The organism is Micromonospora sp. NPDC051925 (genome assembly GCF_044548625.1).
Lineage (GTDB): Bacteria > Actinomycetota > Actinomycetes > Mycobacteriales > Micromonosporaceae > Micromonospora.
This window is the reverse complement of the sequence record NZ_JBIUCH010000019.1, coordinates 100,499-124,282: the sequence shown is the minus strand read 5'-3', so window position 1 is coordinate 124,282 and position 23,784 is coordinate 100,499. Positions and strand designations below refer to the sequence as shown.

The window sequence follows — 23,784 nt, the reverse complement described above, 5'->3', positions numbered from 1 at the left end:
AGTGTTCAGCCGTGTCGCCATCGTCAACCGGGGTGAGGCCGCGATGCGCCTCATTCACGCGGTCCGAGAGCTGGCCGCGCAGACCGACACCCGGATCGAGACCGTCGCCCTGTATACCGACGTCGATCGCACCGCCACGTTCGTCCGCGAGGCCGACATCGCCTACGACCTCGGTCCCGCTTCCGCCCGGCCGTACCTCGACCTGAAGAAGCTCGAACACGCCCTCACCGAGACCGGGGCCGACGCCGCCTGGGTCGGGTGGGGTTTCGTCGCCGAGGACCCGGCCTTCGCGGAGCTGTGCGAGAAGATCGGGGTCACCTTCGTCGGGCCGAGCCCGGACGCCATGCGCAAGCTCGGCGACAAGATCGGCGCGAAGTTGATCGCCGAGGAGGTCGGCGTGCCGGTCGCGCCGTGGAGCCGGGGCGCGGTGGAGACCCTGGACGCCGCGATCGCCGCGGCCGCCGAGATCGGCTACCCGCTGATGTTGAAGGCCACCGCGGGCGGTGGCGGACGGGGCATCCGGGTCGTCACCAGCGACGCCGAACTGGCCGACGCCTACCAGCGCACCAGCCAGGAGGCGGCGCGGGCCTTCGGCAGCGGGATCGTGTTCCTGGAACGCCTGGTCACCGGTGCCCGGCACGTCGAGGTCCAGGTGATCGCGGACGGTCGGGGCACCGCCTGGGCGCTGGGCGTCCGGGACTGCTCGGTGCAGCGGCGCAACCAGAAGGTCATCGAGGAGTCGGCCTCGCCGGTGCTCAGCCCGGATCAGACGGCCGAACTCAAGTCGTCGGCCGAGCGGCTGGCCGTCGCGGTCGGCTACAGCGGCGCGGCGACCGTCGAGTTCCTCTACCACCCCGGCGACCGGCTCTTCGCCTTCCTGGAGGTCAACACCCGACTCCAGGTGGAGCACCCGATCACCGAGCTGACCACCGGATTCGACCTGGTCAAGGCGCAGCTGCACGTCGCGGCGGGCGGCCGGCTGGAGGGCCTGCCGCCGGTGGAGCGCGGGCACGCCATCGAGGCCCGGCTCAACGCCGAGGATCCGGACCGCGACTTCGCCCCCGCCCCGGGCCGGATCGCCCGGCTGGACCTGCCCGCCGGGCCGGGCATCCGGGTGGACACCGGGGTGAGCGAGGGCGACACCATCCCCGCCGACTTCGACTCGATGATCGCGAAGATCATCGCCTACGGTCGGGACCGCGACGAGGCGCTCGGCCGGCTGCGCCGGGCGATGGCCAACACCACCGTGATCATCGAGGGTGGCGCGACGAACAAGAGCTTCGTGCTCGACCTGCTCGACCAGCCCGAGGTGATCGACGCCAGCGCCGACACCGGCTGGATCGACCGGGTGCGCGGCGAGGGCCGCCTCGTCTCGCACCGGCACTCCGCCGTCGCGCTCGCCGCCGCCGCGATCGAGGCGTACGAGGAGCAGGAGCGCGTCGAGCAACAGCGGCTGCTGTCGACGGCGTCCGGCGGGCGTCCGCAGGTGCAGCACGTCAGCGGCCGGCCGTTGGACCTCAAACTGCGGGGCGTCGGCTACCGGATGCGGGTGGCCCGGGTCGGCGCGCACCGGTTCCGGGTCGGCATCGAGTCCGGTGCCGACGTACGCACCGCCGACGTCGAGTTGGACCGCTTCGACCGGCACACCGGGCAGATCGTCGTCAACGGCGCGCGGTACCGCCTGCTCACCGGAACCCACGGGGCGATCCACCTGGTCGAGGTGGACGGCGTGACGCACCGGGTCGGCCGCGACGAGGGCGGCGTGGTCCGCTCACCGATGCCCGCGCTGGTCGTCGCGACGCCGGTGGAGGTGGGTGCCGAGGTCGAGGCGGGCGCACCGGTGCTGGTGCTCGAGGCGATGAAGATGGAGACGGTGCTGCGGGCGCCGTTCCGGGCCCGGCTCAAGGAGTGCGGCGTCTCGGTGGGCAGCCAGGTGGAGGCCGGCGCGGCGCTGCTGCGGCTGGAGCCGCTCGCCGACGACGCCGACGAGCCCACGAACGCGCCCACCGCCGCACCGGTAGCGCTGGACCTGCCCGTCGCACCCGCACAGGTCCCGGCGGTCGAGCGCTCCCGGCGTGGCCAGGAGGACCTCCGCGGCCTGCTGCTGGGCTTCGACGTCGACCCGCACGACGAGCGCCGGGTGCTCGACGACTACCTCGCCGCGCGGGCAACGGCCGCCGAGGACGGTCACCGTCCGCTGGCCGAGGAGATCGACCTCGTCGACGTCTTCGCCGATCTCGCCGAACTCAGCCGCAACCGGCTGACCGGCGAGGACGGTGGCAGCGACAGCCACGTCCCCAGCGCCCGCGAGTACTTCCACACCTACCTGCAGAGCCTCGACGTCGAGCGGGCCGGGCTGCCGGCGGCCTTCCAGGCCAAGCTGGCCAAGGCGCTGGGGCACTACGGCGTCACCGATCTGGAGCGCTCCCCCGGGCTCGAGGCCGCCGTGTTCCGGATCTTCCTCGCCCAGCAGCGGGCGTCCGCCGACGCCACGGTCGTCGCGACGCTGCTGCGCGCCTGGCTGCTCGAGCCGCCGCCGGACGCGGTGCTGCGCGAGCCCGCCGGCCTCGCGTTGGAGCGGCTGGTGGCCGCGACCCAGGTCCGCTTCCCCGTGGTCGCCGATCTGGCGCGCGGCGTGGTGTTCGCCTGGTTCGCCCAGCCGTTGCTGCTGCGCAACCGCGCCCGCGTCTACGCCTCGGTCCGCCGACACCTGCGCCACCTGGACGGGCACCCGGAGGCGGCGGACCGCGCCGAGCGGGTCGCCGAGATGGTCCGCAGCACCGAGCCGCTGGTCCGGCTGCTCGGCCAACGGCTCGTCCGGGACCACCTCGACAACGCGGTGATGCTGGAGGTGCTGACCCGGCGGTACTACGGCAACAAGGGGCTCACCGACGTACGCACCCGTCGGGTCGCCGGCTGCACGTTCGTGGTCGCCGAGCGGGCCGATTCCAGCCTGGTCTCCGCCGCGGTACGGTTCGACGCGCTGGGCGACGCGCTGCGCGGGCTCGCCGAGCTGGCCGACGACGGGTCCGCCGTCGACGCCGACATCTACCTCGGCTGGGAGAACCAGCCGGAGGACTTCGACGCGATGGTCGCCGCGCTGTTGGAGGTCGTCAACGCGCAGCCGCTACCGGCCCAGGTCCGTCGGCTCACCACCACCGTCGCCGGGCGCGGCGGCGCGCTGATGCACCACCACTTCACCTTCCGCCCGTCGAGCACGGGGATGAGCGAGGAGCGGCTGATCCGGGGCCTGCACCCGTACATCGCGCAGCGGATGCAGTTGGAGCGGCTGCGCAAGTTCGACCTGACCCGGCTGCCGTCGTCGGACGAGGAGGTCTACCTCTTCCAGTGCGTGGCGCGGGAGAACCCGTCGGACGAACGGCTCATCGCGTTCGCGCAGGTGCGTGACCTGACCGCGCTGCGCGAGCACGATGGGCGACTGGTCGCCCTGCCGACGGCCGAGGACATCGTCGCCACCTGCCTGGACTCGATCCGCCGGGCGCAGATCCGCCGCCCGTCGAAGACCCGCTTCCACACCAACCGGATCGTGATCTACGTCTGGCCGCCGAGCGACCTGACCCGCGAGGAGATGGAGATGATCGCCGGGCGGGTCCGCCCGACGACCATTGGCGCCGGCCTGGAGGAGATCCTGTTCATCGCGCGGCAGCGCGACCGCCGCACCGGCGAGCTGACGAAGGTCGCGGTACGGATCTCCTTCGACGCCACCGGCGGGGCCGAGCTGACCATGGGCGAGCCGCCGGTCGACCCGGTCGAGCCGCTCGACGACTACCGGTTGAAGGTGCTGCGCGCCAGCAGCCGCAACACGGTGTACCCGTACGAGCTGACCGGGCTGCTCGGCCAGTTCGTCGAGTACGACCTCGACGGCGACCACGCGCTGGTGCCGGTGGACCGGCCCCGGGGGCGCAACACCGCGGCGATCGTCGCGGGTGTGGTCACCACGCCGACCCCGAGGCACCCGCAGGGCGTCACCCGGGTGGTGCTGCTCGGCGACCCCACCAAGTCGCTCGGCGCGCTGTCCGAGGCCGAGTGCCGCCGGGTGATCGCCGCCCTGGACCTGGCCGAGCAGCTGCGGGTACCACTGGAGTGGTACGCGTTGTCGGCCGGCGCGCGGATCTCCATGAGCTCCGGCACGGAGAACATGGACTGGGTGGCGGCGGCACTGAAGCGGATCGTCGAGTTCACCCAGGACGGCGGCGAGATCAACATCGTCGTCGCGGGGATCAACGTGGGCGCCCAGCCGTACTGGAACGCCGAGGCGACGATGCTCATGCACACCCGGGGCATCCTGGTGATGACGCCGGAGGCCGCTATGGTGCTCACCGGCAAGCAGTCGCTCGACTTCTCCGGTGGGGTGTCCGCCGAGGACAACTTCGGCATCGGCGGCTACGACCGGGTGATGGGTCCGAACGGGCAGGCGCAGTACTGGGCGCCGAACCTGACGGCGGCGCGGGACGTGCTGATGTCGTACTACGACCACACGTACGTCGCGCCCGGGGAGGACGCGCCGCGCCGGTCGACCACCATCGACCCGGTCGACCGGGACATCTCCCCCTTCCCGCACACCGTGGCCGGCAGCGACTTCACCACCGTCGGCGAGATCTTCTCCGCCGGGGCGAACCCGGACCGCAAGAAGCCGTTCGACATCCGGACCGTGATGCGCGCGCTCTCCGACCAGGACCACCCGGTGCTGGAGCGCTGGGCGGGCATGGCCGACGCGGAGACCGCGGTGGTGCAGGACGTCCACCTCGGCGGCATGCCGGTCTGCCTGCTCGGCATCGAGTCGCGGTCGGTGCCCCGGCGGGGCTTCCCACCCACCGACGGCCCGGACACCTACACCGCGGGCACCCTGTTCCCCCGGTCGTCGAAGAAGGCCGCGCGGGCGATCAACGCGGCCAGCGGCAACCGGCCGCTGGTGGTGCTGGCCAACCTGTCGGGCTTCGACGGTTCGCCCGAGTCGATGCGCAAACTGCAACTGGAGTACGGCGCCGAGATCGGCCGGGCGATCGTCAACTTCCGTGGGCCCATCGTGTTCTGCGTGATCTCCCGGTACCACGGTGGGGCGTTCGTGGTCTTCTCCAAGGCGCTGAACCCGAACATGACCGTGCTGGCGCTGGAGGGCTCGTTCGCCTCCGTGCTCGGCGGCGCTCCCGCCGCGGCGGTGGTGTTCTCCGGCGACGTCAACGCCCGTACCGCCGCCGACCTGCGGGTACGCGACCTGGAGGCCCGGGTCGCGGCGGCCACCGGCACCGAGCGGGCCGCGTTGACCGCGGAACTCGACGAGACCCGCTCGTCGGTCCGCGCGGAGAAGCTCGGCGAGGTGGCGGCGGAGTTCGACCGGGTGCACAACATCCAGCGGGCGGTGGAGGTCGGCTCGGTCGACGCGGTGATCCGGGCCGCCGAACTCCGCCCCCGCATCATCGAGGCGATCGAGTCCCGCCTGCGGTGACCCGGCCCGTCCGGGCGACCGCCGCGGAGTAGTGCCCGGCTGGCCGATGTGCCGCTGCGTCATGTTCGTGACGCAGCGGCATATCGCTGTCCGGGCAGCCGGGGCCGGGTGGGAGAACCGGTGCGGGGCGCGGACCGTCCGCGAGCCGGCCGCCACCGCCGGGGACGACGAGGGGCCGACTCACCGGCGGTCCGGTCGGGTCACGGTGTGCCGGGGGTACCCGCGTCCGCCAGCAGTCGTTGGCGCATCAGGAACTTGCGGACCTTGCCCGTCGGACCCATCACCACGCCGTCGGCGGGAACGGTGACCACCCGCCGGAGCGTCCCGCCGACCACCGGGCCGAGCGCGGCGCGGACCTGGTCGGACCGGTCGAGCGCCGGGTCGGCGTCCTCGGCGAGCAGGAGCAGCACCTCGGTGACGGTACGGTCGTCGGCCTCCCGGGCCGCGATGACCGTGCAGTCACGGACGTCCGGGCAGTGCTTCAGGATGCGTTCCTCGGACAGCGCCGTGTACAGCCAGTTGCCGTCGCCGAGGTCGACCGCGTCGCTGGCCCGGTCGACGTGGTGGTAGTTGCCGTCCGGGTCGCGGTACATCAGGTCACCGGTGAGGTAGTAGCCGTTGAGCCGGGTGCGGAAGGTGTTGACCGAGTCGTTCCAGTACCCGATAGCCAGGGTCGGCGACTTGAGCCCGACGTGCCCGACCTGCCCCTCGGCGACCTCCTCACCGGTGGTCACGTCCAGCAGGGCGATCTGGGCGAACGGGTACGGCTTGCCGACGCAGCGGTCGTAGTGGTCGCTGCCGAGGCGGTGGCTGATCCGGAACGCGCCGTGGCCCATCTCGGTGGAGCCGAGCATGTCGATGAACTTGGAACCGGGCACGTCGACCATGCCGTCCCGGGTGTACGTGGGGTGGCTGCCCACGGCGACCAGCCGGCGTACGTGTGACTCGTGGGCGCAGTCCCCGGTGTTGAACCAGTTGCGCACCGAACTCAGGTCACGGGTGGTGAGGTCGTACCGGGCCAACTCGGACCAGGTCACCGCGAACCCGAAGACCCCGGTCGGCCGCCAGCGTTCGATGGCGTCGAGGATCGTCTCGGCGCTGCGCTCGAACGGGCCGCCCTGCGCCGACAGGTAGAGCAACTGGTAGCCGTTGCACAGCGCCTGGTTGACGGTGATGATGCCGGCGGCGTGCGCGGCCGGCAGGACGGACAGCTCCCGCACCTCGCCGTAGGGGCGGGACTCGGTGAGCCGGACCGCCCGGACGGCGGCGAACAGCCCGTGGTGCGAGTGGACGATCGCGGCCGGCACCCGGGTGGTGCCCGACGAGTGGGTGATGACCACCGGGTCCTCGGGGTGGTGGCGGTAGTGCGGCGGGGCCTGGTCGGGGTCGCCGGTGCCGGTCTCCGCGGCGTCGCCGAGGATCGGCACCCCGAGGTCGTGCTCGCGCAGCGCGGCGTGGTCGGCGTCGACGACCACCCCGACACCGCGCAGCCGCCGGATGAACTCGGCGGCCAGCTCGATCGGCATGTTGCCGTTCATCAGGGCCGGGATCGCACCGAGCCGGTTGAGGGCCAGGAAGTTGAGGAACACGTCGGGCGCGGAGGTCACGTAGATCGCGACCGGGTCGCGCCACCCGATGCCGCGCCGCCGGAACCAGTCCGCGCGGGCGGCCACCCGGGCGGTCAGGGTGGCCAGCGACAGCGGCGTCCAGGCGGGGATGCCGTCGACGTCGACGTCGAAGGTCACCCGTGGCGAGTCCGGGTCGGCGCCGTGTTCGGCCAGCCGGAGCAGCACGTTGCCGGCCCCCAGCTCCATGTCGGCAGCCAAGGTCGCCCGGAAGTTGTCGGCACCCAACGAGTCGTCTCCTCACCTGACACGCTCACGGCCGCCGCACCCCGGCGCAGCGGCCGATCCGGGACACGCTCAGGCTAGAGCGCCGACCACCGCCAGACAATGGCCAACATCAATCGTGGGTACGCCGCCTCCGGCGCCCGCACGCCGACGCCGCCGCGCCCACTCTCCGCCGAGGGTGCGCGACCCGCACCGGGCGTCAGGAGACCTCGCGGTTGAACAGGTGGGACGACCACACCAGGCTGACCGCGGCCAGCCCGATCATGATGAGGGCGCCCTGCCAGACCACGGGTTGGCCGATCTGGCCGTTGAACAACGCCCGCATGCCGTTGGTCGCCCAGGCGAACGGGTTCCAGAACGCGACCTGCTGGATCCACAACGGAGCCAGCACGAGCGGGATGAGCACCCCGGCGAGCAGCGACACCGGCTGACCCACGGTGTTGACCAGCACGCCGAGGCTGTTCTCGTTGCGCACCAACAGGGCGATGTCGTACGAGATCGAGGTGCTCAGCAGCACCATCACCGCCAGCAGCGCGTACGAGACGAGCAGGTTGCCCAGGTGCACGCGCAGGCCGAACGGCAGCGCCACGAGCGTGATGATCACCGCCTGCACCACGTTCAGGCAGACGTGCATCAGGGCCCGGCCCAGCAGCAGGCCGGTCCGGCTGACCGGGGTCACCCGGCACCGGTCGATGATGCCGGCCCGCAGTGCGCTGAGCAACCCGTAGCCGGCGAACAGACCACCGAACAGGCCCATCGCCACGAACAGGCCGGGCACGTAGATGCGGTAGGCGTCCGCGTACGTGGAGGCACCGCGATCGACCATCACCACCTTGAGGAACGGGGCGAACAGGACGAGGTAGGTGATGGGCTGGGCCAGGCTGAACGCGACCATCACCGGGTTGCGCACCATCAGGCCGACCTCCTGCTGGAAGATCAGCCAGGTGTCCCGGACCAGTTTCACTGCGGCTCCTCTCGCACCGGCGGTCACTCCTCGAGTGACCGGCCGGTCTTGGCCAGGAAGACGTCGTCGAGGCTGGGCCGGCGGGCCTCGATCGCCCCGGGCTCGATTCCCCTGCCCAGCAGGGTGCGCATGATCTGCGGGATGGCGGTCGCGGCGCTGTCCACGTACAGCCGCAGGGTGCCGTCGACGGCCTCCGACGAGTGCACGTAGGGCTGCTCGGCCAGCAGCTTCGTGGCGACCGGGAGATCGACGTCGGCCGGGCCGTCCGCGACGTCGGTCCGGGTGAGGTCGATCGCGACCACGTCCCCGGAGATCTCCCGCTTGAGGTCCGACGGGGTGCCCTCGGCGACGATCAGGCCACCGTCGATGATGGAGACCCGGTCGCACAGGGTGTCGGCCTCGTCCAGGTAGTGCGTGGTGAGGAAGACCGTCATGCCCTCCTCGCGCAGCCGCCGGACCTCCTGCCACATGCGGACCCGGCTGGGTGGGTCGAGCCCTGCGGTCGGCTCGTCCAGGAAGATGACCTGGGGCGAGTGGATGACACCGAGCGCGACGTCGAGCCGCCGACGCTGCCCCCCGGAGTACGTCCTGATCCGGCGGTCGGCGAAGTCGTCGAGCTGGAACGCCCCGATGGCCGCTTCGGCCCGGCGCTGCGCCTCGGCCTTGCCCAGGCCGTACAGCCTGGCCTGGAGCACCAGGTCCCGGCGGGCGGTCGAGTCGTCGTAGGTGCCGCTGGCCTGGGCCACGAAACCGATCTGCCGGCGAACCTGGGCGGGTGCCCGCAGCAGGTCGACGCCCGCGATCGTCGCGCTGCCCCCGTCGGGGCGGATCAACGTGGCCAGCATCCGCAGGGTGGTGGACTTGCCCGCGCCGTTGGGGCCGAGGAACCCGACGATCTCGCCGCGCCCCACGGCGAAGTCCACCCCGCGCACCGCCTCGACCGTGCCCGCGTTACGGCCACGCCCGACCCGGTAGGACTTGCGGAGGCCGGTGGCCTCGATCATCGAGCCTCCTCGTGCGGCGGCCAGCTGAGCGGCCGGTCGGCTGGACGACGCCGGGCCACGTCGGTGTCGTCCGTCGACGGCGACGACCGCGCGGGTGCGCCAGGTCAGGCTAGTGTGGCCGTACCCGTAGGACAATGGTCGATGTGTCGACCGGCCAGGGCGACGAGGTGCCGGGCCGCCGCGACCGCGCCACCGGCGGCGGCGAACGACTCGCCGACGCGGCGGGCCTGCGCCCGGTAGCCCGGCTCGTCGAGGACGGCGGTGAGCGCGGCGGTCAGCTCCGCCGGGGTCGCCGACCGGAAGGAGACCTCGATGCCGGCGCCCGCGTCAGCCACCTGCCGGGCCACCGTCGGGTGGTCGTGCCGGATCGGCGCGACGATCACCGGGACGCCGTGGGCGAGCGCCTCGGAGACGGTGCCCAGCCCCCCGTGGGAGACCACCGCGTCCAGCCGGGGCATCAACTCCAGCACCGGCACCCGGGGCGCGACCAGCACGTGCGCCGGCGGATCGGGCACCAGGTCGGCCGGGGCGGTGAGCACCACCTGCACCCGGTCGGCGAGCGGTGCCGTCGCCGCCATCATCCGCTGGTAGAAGTCCCGGGCCAGGTGCTCGGCCATGGTCCCGACGGTGACCAGGACGTGCCGGCGGCCGGGATCCCAGGCGTCCCAGGCGAAGCCCGGTGCGTCGGGACGGTGGCCCAGGGCCGGGCCGGTCAGCACGCACTGCGCCGGCAGCGGCGTCGAGCCGGTCAACGCCGCGCTGGTCAGGCCGATCACCAGGTACGGCGAGAACCGCAGGTCGATCGTCTCGTCGACGGGCAGGTCGGTCATCGCCCAGACCCGGGGCAACTGCGCCCGCACCCAGTCGGTGAACTCGGGCATCTCCCGGGTCGGCGGGGTCAGCTCCAGGGTGCCGACGCAGAAGGTGGCCCACCGTACCCCGTGCCGGTGCGCGGCCAACGCGCCGGCCAGCGCGTACTGGTCGACGACGACGACGTCGGGCCGGTAGTGCGCGACCGCCTGGTCGGCGGCGTCCCGGATGAACCGGTTGACCGGCAGCACGTGCCCCTCCCAGAGGCTGCGCACCGAGGCCATGCCCGACTCGTCGCCGTTGCGGAAGTACCGCTTACCGGTCGGGTAGAGCGTCGCGTCCGGGCCGATCAGCGGGCGCAGGTCGCTGCGGGGCCCGCACCAGGCCACCTCGTGCCCGGCGGCCTGGAGCGCCTGGCCGATGGCGAGCGGGGCGTTGAGATGGGACGCCACCGGCAGGACGACGAACAGGAAGCGGGCCACGCCGGATATTCTGGCACGCGTTGACATCGGCGGATGCCGCTGATGGGATTCCTTCCGTGGCGGTCGACGACGGACGGGTGCGGGCGGCACCGTCCACTGTGCGTCATGGCCGCGCCGGGTGCCGTCCTCGCGCCGATCGCTGTCGCCGCGCTGATCGCCGTCGCCGCACCGGGTGCTGCCGCCGCGTGATGTCGGCATCGACCGCATGACGGCTCTCGACGCGGTCTCGGTCCACCTCCCGCAGCGCCGGGTGCCGATCGAGAGCCTGGCCGGCCCGCTCGGGCTGACCGAGATGCAGGTCCGGCTCTTCCGCCGCTTCCACGGTCTGGACCAGGTCCGCCGCGATCCCGACCTCTCGCTGCACGACCTGCTGCTGCACGCCGCGACCGGGCTCACCGCGCTGCGCGGGCAGGAGCACCGGGTCCGGTTCGTCGTGTACGGGCGGGCGTTCCCCGTCGTGGTGCCGTACCCGGTCAATCCGCTGCACGACGTCTGCCGCGCGCTGGGGCTCGGCCACGCGGTCGCCTTCACCCTTACCCAGCAGTCGTGTGCGAGCGCGTTGCTCGCGATCGAGATGGCCGGCCGGCTGCTGGCGGCCGAACCGGCACCGCACGAGCCGGGCAACGGACCACTGGCCCTGGTCCTCACCGGGGAGAAGGCGTTCACCCGGGACGCCCAGTTCATCCCGGAGACCTCGGTCTTCAGCGAGGGAGCGTCCGCGTGCCTGGTCAGCAGCGACGGCCCCCGGGACCGGCTGCTCGGCTACGCGTGCCAGCAGCGGGGCGAGTTCGACGTCGCCGGGGGCGCGTCCGGCGCCCAGTTCCAGCGCGAGTACCGGCCGGCGCTGGCGGAGGTGATCGGGCAGGCGCTGGCCGAGGCCGGGGTGACCCTCGACGACATCCGGCTGATCCTGCCGCACAACGTCAACATCGTGACCTGGCAACGGCTGTGCCGGCTGCTCGGGTTCCCCCGCGACCGGGTCCTGCTCGACAACGTCCGGGAGACCGGCCACGTCTTCTGCGCGGACGCGTTCGCCAACTACCTGACAGCCTGCGAACGCGAGCTGCTGCGCCCGGGTGACCGCTACCTGATCGCGGCCGTCGGCGCCGGGGACGGAGCGACCTTCGCCGCGATGGTGTTCGCCCACTGATCGCGGGCCGGCGGAAACCTGTCCGCGCCCGACCGACGTGACGGAGGAGAGCCTGCGATGGCAGCCCGGTCGACCGACCTGCACCTGATCCGGGCCGCCCGGCGGAGCTTCGCCGGGCCGGCCGAACTGCTGCGCGACCCGGTCCACCGGGCCCGGTCCGGTCGCTACCTGGCGGATCTGGCCCGGCCCTACGGGTTGGAGGTGCCGGAGGGCCTGTTCGACGCGGCGTCCGAGTCGCTGGGCCAGTCCTACGCGGAGATGGCCGAGACGCTGATCCGGGCGCTCGTGCCGCCGGACGAGCCGGTGGACCTGCTCGTGTTGGCGTTCTCCAGCCACGACATGCTGCCCGGCCGGGCCACCGCCACCTACCTGAGCCATGTCTGCCCGGGGACTCCGCTGTCCTTCGCCCTCTGCGACCAGGGCTCGGCGGCGGCCTTCAGCGGGCTGCGGATCGCCCGCGCGTACGCGTCGTCGGCCGGCTGCCGACGCGCCCTGCTGATCGCCGTCGAGCAGGCCGTGCTGCCCTACGACACACCGGCACCCGGTCCGGCCCGACACCAGGGGGTCGCCATGCTCTACAGCGACACCCCGGCAGCGTCCGGGAGCGCCCCCGCACCACGCGGGAGCACGACACCACCACCCGACGTCACCGCCCCACCACGTGACACGGCAACGGCAGCTGACCGAGGCGGGGACGTCCTGGACGTGACGGCCCGGGTGGGCGTCGTCCGGCAACACCCGGACGTGGCGTTCGACGACGTCGCCACGCTAGCCGCGTCCGAGCTGGCCGCGCTGTCGACCGGTCGCCCCGACGTCCGGGTGGTGCTGAACGCCGACCTCGCCGCGGCCTGGCCGACGCACCCCGTCGAGCGGGTGACCGGCACGCCGCCGGGGCAGCCGACCACCGGTCTGTGGTGGAGCCTGCTCGACGAGCTCGCCACCGGCCCGGACCGGTCCCGACTGGTGGTGGCCGCCGACTACGACCCCGACCTGCGCTACCTCTGCCTGGTCGGGTGGGAGAACGCCGCCGCGTCAGAGTCCGGCGGCCAGGGCTGACCGGACGAATGAGCACAGCCGCTCGTTCGCCTCGTCCGAGCCGACGGTGATCCGTACGCCCGCACCGGGGATGGCCATCACCAGGATGCCGGCCTGCCGGGCCCGGTCGGCGAACGGCACCGCCCGCTCCCCCAGCGGCAGCCAGACGAAGTTCGCCTCACTGGGCGCCACGGTGAGGCCGAGGTCGCGCAGCGCGTCGATCAGCCGGGTCCGCGACGCCGTCAACTCGACGCACCGCCGGGTCAGCTCGGGGGTGACCGCCGGATCCAGGCTCGCCACCGCCGCCGCCTGGGCGAGGCTGTTCGGGAAGAACACCGCGCCCACCATCCCGGCCAGCGGCGTCACCCGTGGTGGCACCACCGCGTACCCGACGCGCAGCGCGGCCAGCCCGTACGCCTTGGAGAAGGTCCGCAGGACGCAGACGTTGTCGTACGCCCGGTACAGGTCCATGCCGTCGGGCACCTGCGGATCGGTGACGAACTCCCGGTAGGCCTCGTCGATGATGACCGGCACGTCGGCCGGGACGCGGTCCAGGAACGCCTCGATCTCGTCGCGGTGCAGCACCGCCCCGGTCGGGTTGTTGGGGTTGCACAGCAACACACACCGGGTCCGGTCGGTCACCGCGGCGGCCATCGCCGGCAGGTCGTGGCGGTACCCGTCCATCGGCACGGGCACCCCCTGCGCGCCGACGTTGCGGATGATCAGCGGGTAGCCCTCGAAGGACAGGGCCGGGTGGACCACCTCCGGTCTCGGCCCGAGGGCCTGGACAAGGTGCTGGCACAGCCCGGCCGAGCCGGGTCCGACGAGGATCGCCTCCGGACCCACGTCCAGCCGCGCCGCCAACGCGGCCACCAGGGCCGCGGAGGTACGGTCCGGATACCGCTGGAGCGCCCCGGCCCCCTCCTCGACGATCTGCCGGATGCTCGGCAGCGGCGGGTACGGCGTCTCGTTCATCGACAGGTCGGCCGGCGGGTGGGTGCCGACGGTGGTCGCAGTGGTCATCGTCGCTCACTTCGTTGCGGGGCCGCGGTGGCGGGTGGGCGGGCGTGCCGGTCGACGAGCAGCCCGAGCTGGTACATCCGGTCGACCAGGGACAGTGGCCGGACGTTCGTGCCGGACAGGTTGCCGGCGGTGAGCCCGAGCAGCCGGGAGTTGGCCGCGGTACGGCGCATCATCCGCGCCCCGAGCAGTCGGGGCAGCCCCGACACGCTGGTGATCATGCGGGCCGCGTTGTGGCTGACCGTGGCGACGTGGTCGAGGTGCGGGCGGCGGGCGGCGTCGAAGTCCCGCAGCGCCCGGTCCACCCCGGCGTCGTCCGGGAGGCCACCGGTGGTCGTGAGGGTGGCCGCGAGGGTCTCGGCGTCGGCGAGCGAACTGTTGACGCCCTGCGCCGCCATCGGGTGCACCGCGTGGGCGGCCTCGCCGACGAGGGCCAGCCCCGGCACGGTCAACCGCGCCGCCCGGAGCCGGTACACCGCGAGCAGTTGCCGCCGGTGCAGGCTGGCCCGCAGCGCCGTCCCCAGTGGCCGGACGGCCGGCACCTCGGCGAGCAGCCGGTCGCACCACCCGGTCAGGTCGGCCGTGCTGCGGCCCCGGAACTCGTCCGGGGTCACCTGCACGTAGAGCCGGCAGCGTCCGCCGGGCAGCGGGTAGACCAGGCAGAGGCCCCGGTCGGTGCGGTAGGCCGACACCTCGTCGGCCACCTCCACCCCGGCCACGTCGAAGGCGACCAGACCGTGCGGGTACTCCCGCCGGTCGACCGCGATGTCGACGGCCCGGCGCAGCGGGGAGGACATGCCGTCGGCGGCGACCACCAGCGCCGCCCGGATCTCCTGGTCGCCCTCGCCGCCGCCGGTGACCCGGACGCCGGTGACCCGGCCGTCCGCGGCGCGCAGCGGCCCGGTGACCCGCTGCCCCCACCGGATCTCGACGGTGGCGGGCAGCCCGTCGGCGAGCACGGCGCGCAGGTCGCCGTAGTCGGCGCAGAGGATCTGCCGGTGCCGGCCCGGCAGGGTGCCGTAGTCCAGGGCGAGCAGCGGGCGGCCCTGCGGGTCGCGGATGGCCAGCCGGTCGACCGGGCGGGCGCCGGTGGCGCGCAGCGCGTCGAGGACGTTCCAGCCGTCGAGGATCCGTACCGTCTCGGGTTGCAGGATCTCGCCCTTCGCGATCGACGCGGGCGTGCGTTGCCGGTCGAGCACGAGCACCCGCAGGCCGCGCGCACCGAGCGCACGGGCGGTGGCCAGGCCGCCGGCGCCGGCGCCCACCACGACGACGTCAGCGCTCATCGGGTGACCGCGCCGGGCGCGGCGTCCGCCCTGCCGGCGACGGTACGCCGGTACTCCCCGAGCGCCCGCAGCGCGACCGCCTGGGTGATCACCGCGTTGGGGTAGCGCAGGTGGTGGCGGATGTAGTTGCAGACCCGGGTCGCCGGCCAGCCGCCGTCCGGTCCGGCCGCGGCCAGCAGCCAGCCGACCCCCCGGTCGACCGCGTCGGCGACCTCGGGGTCACCGGCGGCCAGCAGCCCCTGGACGGCCCAGCCGGTCTCCTCGACCGACCCGGCGGTGCCGTCGCCCGGCCCCCACGACCCGTCGGGCAGTTGGGTGTCGCGCAGCCAGCGGACCGCCCGGTGGACGACGTCGTGCCGGGCGTGGCCGACGTGGGACAGCGCCGCGACCACCACCGCCGTTCCGGAGGTGTGGTCGCGGTACCAGAGGTTCTCGAAGGTGCCGTCGGGCCGCTGGGCGGTCAGCAGCCACGCCGCGGCGGACGCGATCGCCGGGTGGTCGTCGGGGTGGCCGGCGTCGTGCAGCGCGAGCACGGCCTGGCTGGTGATGGCCGGGCACGGACCGTCGTTGGCGAGCTTGGTGTCGCGTACCCACAGGCTCCACGAGCCCCGGCTGTCCTGCCGGCCGACGAGCCAGGCCAGGCCGCTGCGGAGCACCGGGTCGGTGGCGGCGTCGGGGTAGCCGGCGAGCGCCGAGAGGATCTCGGCGGACTCCAGCGTCACCGGCCAGCCGCCCACGTTGGAGTAGCTCCACCCGCCCGGCGGCACGTCCAGCACCGTGAACGCCTCGGGCTTCTGGGTGGCGTGGAAGACGTCGCGGGTCGGGCCCAGCCGGGGGTCCTCGGCGTAGCCGGCGGCGATCAGGCCGGTCACCGCGTACCCGGACCGGGTCAGGTCGAGGTTGGTCACCGCGTCCCAGGAGCCGTCGGGGCGGACCGCACGCCGGAGCCAGCCGACGACGGCCGTGGCGATGTCCGGGGCCTCACCGGCACGGGCCAGGCCGAGCAGCACCAGGGCGGCGGGCCACGGGTCCTCGCTCAGCGCGCCGGTGCGGCCCTCGTGGTCGTAGATCGCGCGCAGCAGCCGCAGCGCCGCCGGGCGGGCCCGACGCAGGGTGGCCCGACGCAGCCGGCCGGTGGGCAGCAGGTCCGCCTGCATCAGGGCGAGGCCGATGAACGGCGCGGTACGGAACGACAGACGCTGCCGGCGTACCCGGTCGAACAGGACGATCTCCAGCGGCAGCCGGCGCAGCGTGCCGGCCTCGGCGGTCATCCCGGCCATCGTGAGGAGTTGGCGGCACAGCAGCGAGATGGCCGGGTCGGTCACCGTGTCGACGCCGCCCATCGCGGCCAGTCGGGCACGGCCGGCCGCGATCGCCTCGCCGCTGGTGGCCGGCGTGGTCAGGGCCAGCGCCGCGACCGCGACCGCAGTGGCGACGACCTCGCTGTCGGCCCCCACCACGCCGCCCCAGCCGCCGTCGTCGTGCTGCTGGCGGCGCAGCCACCCGGTGCCGGCGTCGACGAGGTCGGCGCTGCCCTCCGGGTCGGCGGCGTGCAGGGCGGCCACCGCTCCCGCGGTGCCCAGCACCGAGGCCGGCGGATCGTCGCCGAAGACCCCGTCGGGGCGCTGCCGGCGCAACAGCGCCTCGGCGCCGTCGGCGATGGCCCGGTCGAGGGCCTCGGTGGGCACAACGGTCATGACACGTCCTCCATGGCGGCTCGGCGGGGGGTGGCCAGGGTCAGCGCCGGTCGTCCGGTGCCGAGTTCGTGCCGGGCGCGCATCAGGTGCTGGGACCACCAGGTAAGCCCGACCAACGGCAGCACGAGGACCAGTTGCAGACCGACGCCGAGCCCCAACCCGACGAGGGCCGAGGCCAGCACGACCCGTTCGACGACCAGGACGGCATGTGCCCGCAGCGCCACCAGGACGGGCATGTCGGTGCGGTGGGTGACGAGCGGGGTGAGGGCGGCGGCCCCCAGCGCCACGACCACGAGCAGCGTCACCAGGTAGCCGGTCCGCCCGTGCTGCCCGGCCAGCAGGCCGGCGGTGACTGCGGCGGCGATGGTGACGGCATAGAGGGCCAGCACGGTGCGGACCGCGAACGGCGCACCCCGGCGCACCGGCAGCGTACGGTAGCCGCCGGCCCGGTCACCGTCGATGTCGCGCAACGCCCCGACCAGGTTGGACATCGTGTCGTGCGACCAGAACGCGACCATCGACGCGAGCAGCACCGACACCGTCGAGGGGACGTCCGGGGACAGTCCGACGGTAAGCGCGCCGTAGAGCAGCGCGATCGCGCCGAGCGCCCCCCGGACCAGATTGCCCGCGACACCGCGCGCCTTGCACCAACGGCTGTAGGCGATGATGCCGAACGCGGCGAGCAGCGCGGCCGAGGTGGTGCCCCACCCGCCGAGCACGGCCAGCATCGCGAGGACGGCGAAGCAGGCACAGCCGCACCGCAGCGCCGTGCTCGCGCGCAGCCGGCCGGACGGGATCGGCCGGTGCGGCTTGCTGCCGGCGTCGAGTTCCCGGTCGAAGTAGTCGCCGAGGTAGTGGCCGCCGAGCCAGCCGGCGGTCGGGGCGGCCCAGGCCGACACGAGCAGCCACGGGTGGTGCGGGCCACCGGTCAGGGCCGCCCCGGCGAGGCCCACCAGCCCGACGTACCAGAGGGTGTAGGGCCGCCAGGTCTCGACGTGTGCCCGCAGCGCCGGTACGACGCCGGACGTGCTCACGCTGTCTCGCTCGTCATCCAGTGCGCGATGCCGGCGAGCACCTCGGCGCTCGCCGAGGGGGCGAGCGCGGCCAGTTCGGCAAGGGCCTGCTCGGCGTGCGCCACCATCTGCCGGTGGGCACGCCGTACCGCGTCGACCTCGTCGAGCAGACCGGCGACCCACTCGACGTCTCCCGGGCCGGCGCCCCGCCGGTGCAGGACCGCCATGAGTTCCACCCGGGACGTGTCGGTGGCCGCGTCGTAGGCGAGCAGCAGCGGCAGCGTCGGCCGGCCGTTGTTGAGGTCGCTGGTGGCCGGCTTGCCCGTCTGCTCCGGGGTGGCCACGTAGGACAGCAGGTCGTCGCGGATCTGGAAGGCGATGCCGAGGTGTTCGCCGTAGCGGGCCAGCCCGGACGCGACGTGCGGGTCGGCGCCGCCGAGCAACGCGCCGACGTGGCACACGGCGCGGAACAACGCGCCGGTCTTCAACCGGATCATCTCCGGGTACCACCGGGCACCCGCGTCCAGGTCGCCCACCAGCTGCGCTTCGAGCATCTGGCCACGGCACAGGTCCCGCCCCGCCTCGGCCAGCGCCGCGACGGCGGTGGCGACGTGCCCGGGGGGTGCCGTCGCGCCGGCTTCCACAATGGACTGGAAGGCGGTGAAGATGAGGTGGTCACCCACGACGATGGCGTTGGGGATACCGAAGGCGACCGGGACCGCCGGGCGGCCCCGCCGCAACGTGTCGGCGTCGATGATGTCGTCGTGCACGAGCGTCGCGACGTGGAGGTACTCCATCCCCAGCGCGGCGGGGAGGACGTCCCGTGGCGACCCGCCCACCGCCTCCGCCGCGTGCAGCGTCATCATCGGGCGGAGCAGCTTGCCCGCCGGCAACAGGGCGTAACGGGCGATGGTGGCCAACTGGTCGGTCGTCTCCGGCCACCGGCGTGCGAACTCGGCGTGCAGCAGCCGCCCCGATTCGCTGCGGGCGAGGTCGTCGATGAAGGGCGGATATCGCGTGAAGCCAGTAACCGTCATAGCGTGTCGACCCTCTCGCAAAGGCTCGGCCCAGCCGGCACGCGAGACGTTACCTGTCGACCCCGCCCTGAACAACCATCGGAAAACTGCACCCGCGATGGAGGGACACGAATGTCGCGAACATATTCGCCATCAAATCGGTTGATGCGCAGAGAAATCCGCCGACCCGTTCACCGTGCGTCACACAGATCGATGAGAACAGGTACGGCCGCCGGCCCGCCGGTCGCCGATCAGGCGTCCGTCGCGAGCTCCAACAGCGTCAGACCACCCGTGCCGCGATAGGTCTCGACCGGCGTCAGACCCGCCGCCGAGGCCAGCGCCACGTGCTCACGCACGCCCCGCTCGCGGCCACCCACCAGCACCAGCATCTGCAGGTCGTACGGCGACCGGTGCGGCACGTACGGGTCGGTCGGCAGCACCTCCACCACCAGCACCCGACCGGTGCTCCCGGCCGCCTCGGCGCACCGGCGCAGGATCGCCGTCGCGTGGGCGTCGCTCCAGTCGGTCAACGCCCGGGACACCACGTAGACGTCGGCGCCGGCCGGCAACTCGGCGAAGAAATCCCCGACCACGACGTCGACCCGGTCGGTGAGCCCGTGCGCGGCGAACGTCCGCGCCGCCGTCGCCACCGGCTCGCTCCGGTCGACCAGGGTGCCCCGCAGGTGCGGGTGGGCGCCCAGCAGCTCCCGCAGCAGCCCGCCGGCACCCCCGGCGACGTCCACGACGTGCCGCACCCGGTGCCACGGATACAGCGCCGCCACCTGCGGCGCGGTGAACCGCTGCTGGCTGAGCATCAGCGCGTCGAAGTAGGCCCGGTAGGGCGGGTGCGCGTCGAGATCCGCCCAGAAGTCGTGCCCGTGCACCGTCCGGTAGCCGGGCCCGCCGGTGCGGATCGCGTGCGGCAGCCCGGTGTAGGCGAGGTCCATCCGCGCCCCGAGCCCGTCGAGGTCCAGGTAGCCGCCGTGCCCGCCGCCGTCCCGGTCGCAGAGCAGCTCGCCGACGTCGGTCAGCCCGAACACGTCCGGCGACACCTCGACGAACACGCCCCGGTGGACCAGATAGCGCAGCAGCCGGCCCAACGCGTCCGGGTCGGCGTCGCATGCCGTCGCCAGCTCGTCGAGGCCGGTCACGCCGGCCGCGATCCGCTCCGGCACCCGCAGGGTCACCGCCGTGCGTACCGCGAACGGGGTCGCCAGATCCGTCAGCCGGTCGAGCCGTGCGGCCGGGTCCTCATCGGTCGGGGTCTCGATCGTCACCCGCACAGCCTCCCCGTCACGCCGCGCGTCCACGATGGCCGTGGCCGTCGTCGACCGGCCCGAATGATCTCAAGGGCGACGCGACGGAGTCAACAACGACGGTGGAGAACCCATTCACCCCCGTGGAACAATGCGCCGGCGGGCCCCCGCGCCCAGACCGGAGGAACCATCGATGACCACTTCCCTCGTACCGGAGGTACGGCTCGTCGCGGGCGCCCTGGGCGCCGAGGTCCACGGCATCGACCTCAACACCCTGACCGACGAGGGTTTCGACCATCTCCACCGGCTGCTGCTCCAGCACCAGGTGGTCTTCGTCGCCGGGCAGACCGGGTTGACGCCGCAGGCGCACGTCGCCTTCGGCCGGCGCTTCGGCGAGGTCGAGCTGCACCCGTACCTGCCCCGGCTCGAGGGGCACCCGGAGATCGTCGTGATCGACTCCGAGAACGGCGGGAAGGTCGACGTCTGGCACACCGACATGACCTTCCACCAGAGCCCGCCGATCGCCTCCATCCTGCACCTGGTCCAGTTGCCCGAGACCGGCGGCGACACCATGTGGACCAACCAGTGCCGGGTGTACGAGGCGTTGTCCGCGCCCCTGCGGGACCTGCTCGACGGGTTGACCGCCATCCACGTCATCCGGATCGGCAACGAGTTCACCAGCCGGGCCGAGCACCCGGTGGTCCGGGTGCACCCGGAGACCGGCCGCCGCTCGCTGTACGTCAACCGGCTGTTCACCTCGCACATCCCGCAGCTGAGCCGCAACGAGAGCGACGCGCTGCTGGAGTACCTGTTCGCGTTCTCCGAGGGCCCGCAGTTCACCTGCCGGTACCGCTGGCGGGTCGGCGACGTCGCGATCTGGGACAACCGGGTCACCCAGCACTACGCGATCAACGACTACGACGGGGTCCGGCGCGGGCAGCGGATCACCGTGCTCGGCGACCACCCGACCGGCGACGCGCCCCGATGGGAGCACTACGTCGCCGCGCCCGGTCAGCGCTACTGGCCGGACCGGGTCAACGCGGTGGACAACTACTGAGCGCCCGACCGGTCCGCAGCCGGCGCACGACCGGCGCGCGGCCGGCCGGTCACCAGGTGACCGGGAACGACGCGATGCCGCCGTTCATCCGGTCGTGCCGCCACGGGATCTCCTCGATCGGCACCGCGGGCGTCAGCCCCGGCAGCCGGCGCAGCAGCGCGCCGATCGACAGCTCCACCTGCATCCGGCCGAGCGCCGTACCCAGGCAGAAGTGCGGCCCGAAGCCGAAGGTGAGGTGCGGCGTGGTCGGCGCGCGGTCGATGTCGAAGACGTTGGGGTCGGCGAAGAAGCGCGGATCACGGTTGCCCGCCCACGGGATCGCCATCACGCAGTCCCCGGCGCGCATCGCCACCCCGCCGAGGGTCAGGTCCTCACGCACCACCTGGACCCGGAACATGCTGCTCACCGACGTGTAGCGCAGGATCTCGTCGGTCGCCGACGACAGCTTCGCCGGGTCGGCCCGCAGCTTCGCCAACTGCTCGGGGTGCTGGAACAGCGCCCGCAGCCCGGCGCTCGTGGAGTTGATCTCCAGCCCGCCGAGCAGCACCCCCATCGCCAGCTCGACCAGCTCGGCGTCGACCAGCTCGTGCGCGTCCCGGCCGAGGACCCAGGCCGAGAGCAGGTCGTCGCCAGGGGCCACCCGTTTGCGCGCCAACTGCCCGGCCAGGTAGGCCCGCAACTCCGCCTGCGCGACGGCGGCGTCGGCGGAGCCGTACGCGGTGACCGAGTTGAGGCCCTCGATCCAGCCGTAGAACCGGGGCCGGTCGGCGACCGGCACACCCAACACGTCGCAGACCACGAAGACCGGCAGGGGGGCCACCAGCGCGGCGACCAGGTCGGCGGGGCGGGGTCCGGCCAGCAGGTCGTCGATCAGCCCGTCGACGAGTCGCTGCACCCGGGGGCGGAAGGTGTCGATGCGGCGGGCGGTGAACGCCCGGCTGGCGACCCGGCGGACGACCGCGTGCGCCGGACCGTCCATGTTCAGCTCACGGGGACCGACGCCGTCCGGGGTCGCCGTCGCCCCCAGGGGAAGCCGGGAGAACCGGGGATCGGCCAGGACCGTGCAGCAGTCCTGGTAGCCGAGCACCAGCCAGGCCGGCCGCCCGTCGGGCAGCCGCACCCGGCTGACCGGGTCGGACACCACCATGTCGAGCAGCTCGGCCGGCAGGTCACCGGTGAACGGTTCGAACGGATACTCCCGCAGCTCGGAGGCGACGGTCATGGCGAGCTACCACCTGCCGGTCGGCGGTCCACATCGGGCACCGGGTAAGACTCGGGCATGGGTGCGGCCGCAGTCAATATCCATTGGAGCGACCGACGACCTTCCGGGCACGACACCCATCGCCTAGCATCTGTGGGCCAGGACTGCCCGGGTGGTGCGCGCGGATGGGTCGGACTTGACTGCGCCTTTGCGGATTCTGTTGTCGACGTGGGGCTGGCGGTCGCATTTCTACGGCCTCGTCCCGCTCGCCTGGGCCCTCCAGGCGGCCGGCCACGAGGTACGGGTGGCCAGCCATCCCTCGCTGGTGCCGGCGATCAGCTCGGCCGGGCTCGCGGCGGTGCCGCTGGGCGTGGATCTCGACTTCGCCGAGGCGTTCGCGGGCCGGATCGGGGCGGTGGGTGCCCTGGACCGGGCCGCACCCACCGACCGGGCCGCACCCACCGATCAGGCCGCGCCTGCCGACCGGGCCGAACACGCCGACCCGGAGCCGGACGACGCGGTCGAACCGGCGATCACCCCCGACGGCGGCGTGGTCCGGTTCGCCGACGCCCTGCTCGACGACCTGGTCGGCTTCGGCCGGTCCTGGCGACCGGACCTGATGGTCTGGGAGCCGTTCAACCTCGCCGCCCCGGTGGCCGCCGCCGCGCTGGACGTGCCCGGCGTGCTGCACCTGTGGGGGCCGGACTCCTCGGTCACCCTCCGGCTCGACCCGGATTCGGTGCTCGGGCCACTCGCCGACCGGTTCGGGCTCACCGCCTCGGACGTCGACCTCGCCGGCGTCATGACGCTCGACCCGGTGCCGCCGCCGATGCAGGTGCCGACGGCCCGCCCCGGCCGGCCGATCCGGTTCGTGCCGTACAACGGCCCGGCCGTGCTGCCGTCCTGGCTGCACCACCCGGCGGGTCGGCCCCGGGTCTGCGTCACGGCGGGCACCATGATGGCCGGCGTCGGGCTCAGCGACCGGCTGGGCCTCCCCCGGGTCATCCGGGCGGTCGCCGGGTTGGACGTGGAGGTCGTCGTGCTGGTCGAGCGGGCCCAGCAGACCGGGCTGGGCCCGCTGCCGGGCAACGTCCGGCTGGTCGACGCGCCGCTGGCCCTGCGGCTGGTGCTGCCGACCTGCGCCGCGCTGGTGCAGCAGGGCGGTGCCGGCACCACGATGACAGCGCTGAGCCTCGGGGTGCCACAGCTGATCCTGCCGCAGGTCAGCGACCAGCACTTCAACGGCGAACGGCTGGCGGCCACCGGTGCCGGGACCTGGTTGACCCCGGAGCGGGCCGGCGACGACGCCCTCCGCGAGCTGGTCGGTGAGCTGATCGGCGACGGCCACTGGCGGGAGTCCGCGGCGCTGATGCGGGACCGGGTCCGCGCGATGCCCGCCCCCGCCGAGGTGGTGCCGACGCTGGTGGCCCTCGCCGAGCGCACCCGGATCTGATCCACCGGCCTGTCGGACCACCC

The 23,784-nt window shown here is 73.3% G+C and carries 17 protein-coding genes; 6 read left to right on the top strand and 11 right to left on the bottom strand.

Annotated features, from left to right (window positions below):
* The first annotated feature begins 1 nt into the window (after window position 1).
* Window positions 2-5,467 carry a carboxyl transferase domain-containing protein gene (locus ACIG87_RS24585; protein WP_396853540.1) on the top strand — a complete coding sequence of 1,822 codons (5,466 nt, stop codon included), beginning with the start codon at window positions 2-4 and terminating at the stop codon, window positions 5,465-5,467.
* Between the two features lie 200 nt (window positions 5,468-5,667).
* On the opposite strand, the gene ACIG87_RS24580 is transcribed toward ACIG87_RS24585, so the two are convergent.
* The 4 genes from ACIG87_RS24580 to ACIG87_RS24565 form a co-directional block, all read right to left on the bottom strand.
* Window positions 5,668-7,320 (bottom strand): class I adenylate-forming enzyme family protein, encoded by a 1,653-nt coding sequence (locus ACIG87_RS24580; protein ID WP_396853539.1) that lies wholly within the window; start codon window positions 7,318-7,320, stop codon window positions 5,668-5,670.
* Window positions 7,321-7,516: 196 nt separating this feature from the next.
* Window positions 7,517-8,281 carry an ABC transporter permease gene (locus ACIG87_RS24575; RefSeq protein WP_396853538.1) on the bottom strand — a complete coding sequence of 255 codons (765 nt, stop codon included), beginning with the start codon at window positions 8,279-8,281 and terminating at the stop codon, window positions 7,517-7,519.
* Window positions 8,282-8,304: 23 nt separating this feature from the next.
* The gene (locus ACIG87_RS24570; protein ID WP_396853536.1) at window positions 8,305-9,285 is read right to left on the bottom strand and encodes an ATP-binding cassette domain-containing protein; all 981 of its coding nucleotides are present in this window, start codon (window positions 9,283-9,285) and stop codon (window positions 8,305-8,307) included.
* Between the two features lie 104 nt (window positions 9,286-9,389).
* Window positions 9,390-10,577, bottom strand: a complete 1,188-nt coding sequence (locus ACIG87_RS24565) for a glycosyltransferase (RefSeq protein WP_396853534.1) — start codon at window positions 10,575-10,577, stop codon at window positions 9,390-9,392.
* Window positions 10,578-10,619: 42 nt separating this feature from the next.
* Between ACIG87_RS24565 and ACIG87_RS24560 the strand changes: the two genes are divergently transcribed.
* Genes ACIG87_RS24560 through ACIG87_RS24550 form a run of 3 tightly spaced genes read left to right on the top strand, consistent with a single transcriptional unit; the run spans window position 10,620 to window position 12,783 of the window.
* On the top strand, window positions 10,620-10,766 hold the full coding sequence (locus ACIG87_RS24560) for a hypothetical protein (RefSeq protein ID WP_396853533.1): 147 nt from the start codon (window positions 10,620-10,622) through the stop codon (window positions 10,764-10,766).
* A 16-nt stretch (window positions 10,767-10,782) separates the two neighbouring features.
* On the top strand, window positions 10,783-11,727 hold the full coding sequence (locus ACIG87_RS24555) for a 3-oxoacyl-[acyl-carrier-protein] synthase III C-terminal domain-containing protein (RefSeq protein ID WP_396853532.1): 945 nt from the start codon (window positions 10,783-10,785) through the stop codon (window positions 11,725-11,727).
* 57 nt (window positions 11,728-11,784) lie between these two features.
* Window positions 11,785-12,783, top strand: coding sequence for a 2-hydroxy-acid oxidase (locus tag ACIG87_RS24550; protein ID WP_396853530.1), 999 nt, complete (start codon window positions 11,785-11,787; stop codon window positions 12,781-12,783).
* Here ACIG87_RS24550 and ACIG87_RS24545 read toward each other — a convergent pair.
* The 6 genes from ACIG87_RS24545 to ACIG87_RS24520 form a co-directional block, all read right to left on the bottom strand.
* Window positions 12,760-13,785, bottom strand: a complete 1,026-nt coding sequence (locus ACIG87_RS24545; protein ID WP_396853528.1) for a histidinol-phosphate transaminase — start codon at window positions 13,783-13,785, stop codon at window positions 12,760-12,762. The genes ACIG87_RS24550 and ACIG87_RS24545 overlap by 24 nt on opposite strands.
* The gene (locus ACIG87_RS24540; protein WP_396853526.1) at window positions 13,782-15,068 is read right to left on the bottom strand and encodes an FAD-dependent oxidoreductase; all 1,287 of its coding nucleotides are present in this window, start codon (window positions 15,066-15,068) and stop codon (window positions 13,782-13,784) included. The genes ACIG87_RS24545 and ACIG87_RS24540 overlap by 4 nt, the downstream gene beginning before the upstream one ends.
* A complete protein-coding gene (locus ACIG87_RS24535; protein WP_396853524.1) occupies window positions 15,065-16,765 on the bottom strand; it encodes a prenyltransferase/squalene oxidase repeat-containing protein in 1,701 nt (566 codons plus the stop codon). Before ACIG87_RS24535 ends, ACIG87_RS24540 begins: the two co-directional genes overlap by 4 nt.
* Window positions 16,762-17,799 carry a UbiA family prenyltransferase gene (locus ACIG87_RS24530; protein WP_396853522.1) on the bottom strand — a complete coding sequence of 346 codons (1,038 nt, stop codon included), beginning with the start codon at window positions 17,797-17,799 and terminating at the stop codon, window positions 16,762-16,764. Before ACIG87_RS24530 ends, ACIG87_RS24535 begins: the two co-directional genes overlap by 4 nt.
* On the bottom strand, window positions 17,796-18,815 hold the full coding sequence (locus tag ACIG87_RS24525) for a polyprenyl synthetase family protein (protein WP_396853520.1): 1,020 nt from the start codon (window positions 18,813-18,815) through the stop codon (window positions 17,796-17,798). The genes ACIG87_RS24530 and ACIG87_RS24525 overlap by 4 nt, the downstream gene beginning before the upstream one ends.
* Window positions 18,816-19,045: 230 nt before the next feature.
* Window positions 19,046-20,071 carry a methyltransferase gene (locus ACIG87_RS24520; protein ID WP_396853518.1) on the bottom strand — a complete coding sequence of 342 codons (1,026 nt, stop codon included), beginning with the start codon at window positions 20,069-20,071 and terminating at the stop codon, window positions 19,046-19,048.
* 172 nt (window positions 20,072-20,243) lie between these two features.
* On the opposite strand from ACIG87_RS24520, the gene ACIG87_RS24515 reads away from it, so the two are divergent.
* A complete protein-coding gene (locus ACIG87_RS24515; RefSeq protein WP_396853517.1) occupies window positions 20,244-21,107 on the top strand; it encodes a TauD/TfdA dioxygenase family protein in 864 nt (287 codons plus the stop codon).
* 49 nt (window positions 21,108-21,156) lie between these two features.
* Here the strand turns inward: ACIG87_RS24515 and ACIG87_RS24510 are convergent, their stop codons facing one another.
* Complete coding sequence (locus ACIG87_RS24510; RefSeq protein ID WP_396853515.1) at window positions 21,157-22,329, bottom strand: cytochrome P450; 1,173 nt, start codon at window positions 22,327-22,329, stop codon at window positions 21,157-21,159.
* 187 nt (window positions 22,330-22,516) lie between these two features.
* Between ACIG87_RS24510 and ACIG87_RS24505 the strand changes: the two genes are divergently transcribed.
* On the top strand, window positions 22,517-23,761 hold the full coding sequence (locus ACIG87_RS24505) for a nucleotide disphospho-sugar-binding domain-containing protein (protein WP_396853513.1): 1,245 nt from the start codon (window positions 22,517-22,519) through the stop codon (window positions 23,759-23,761).
* The last annotated feature ends 23 nt before the right edge of the window (window positions 23,762-23,784 follow it).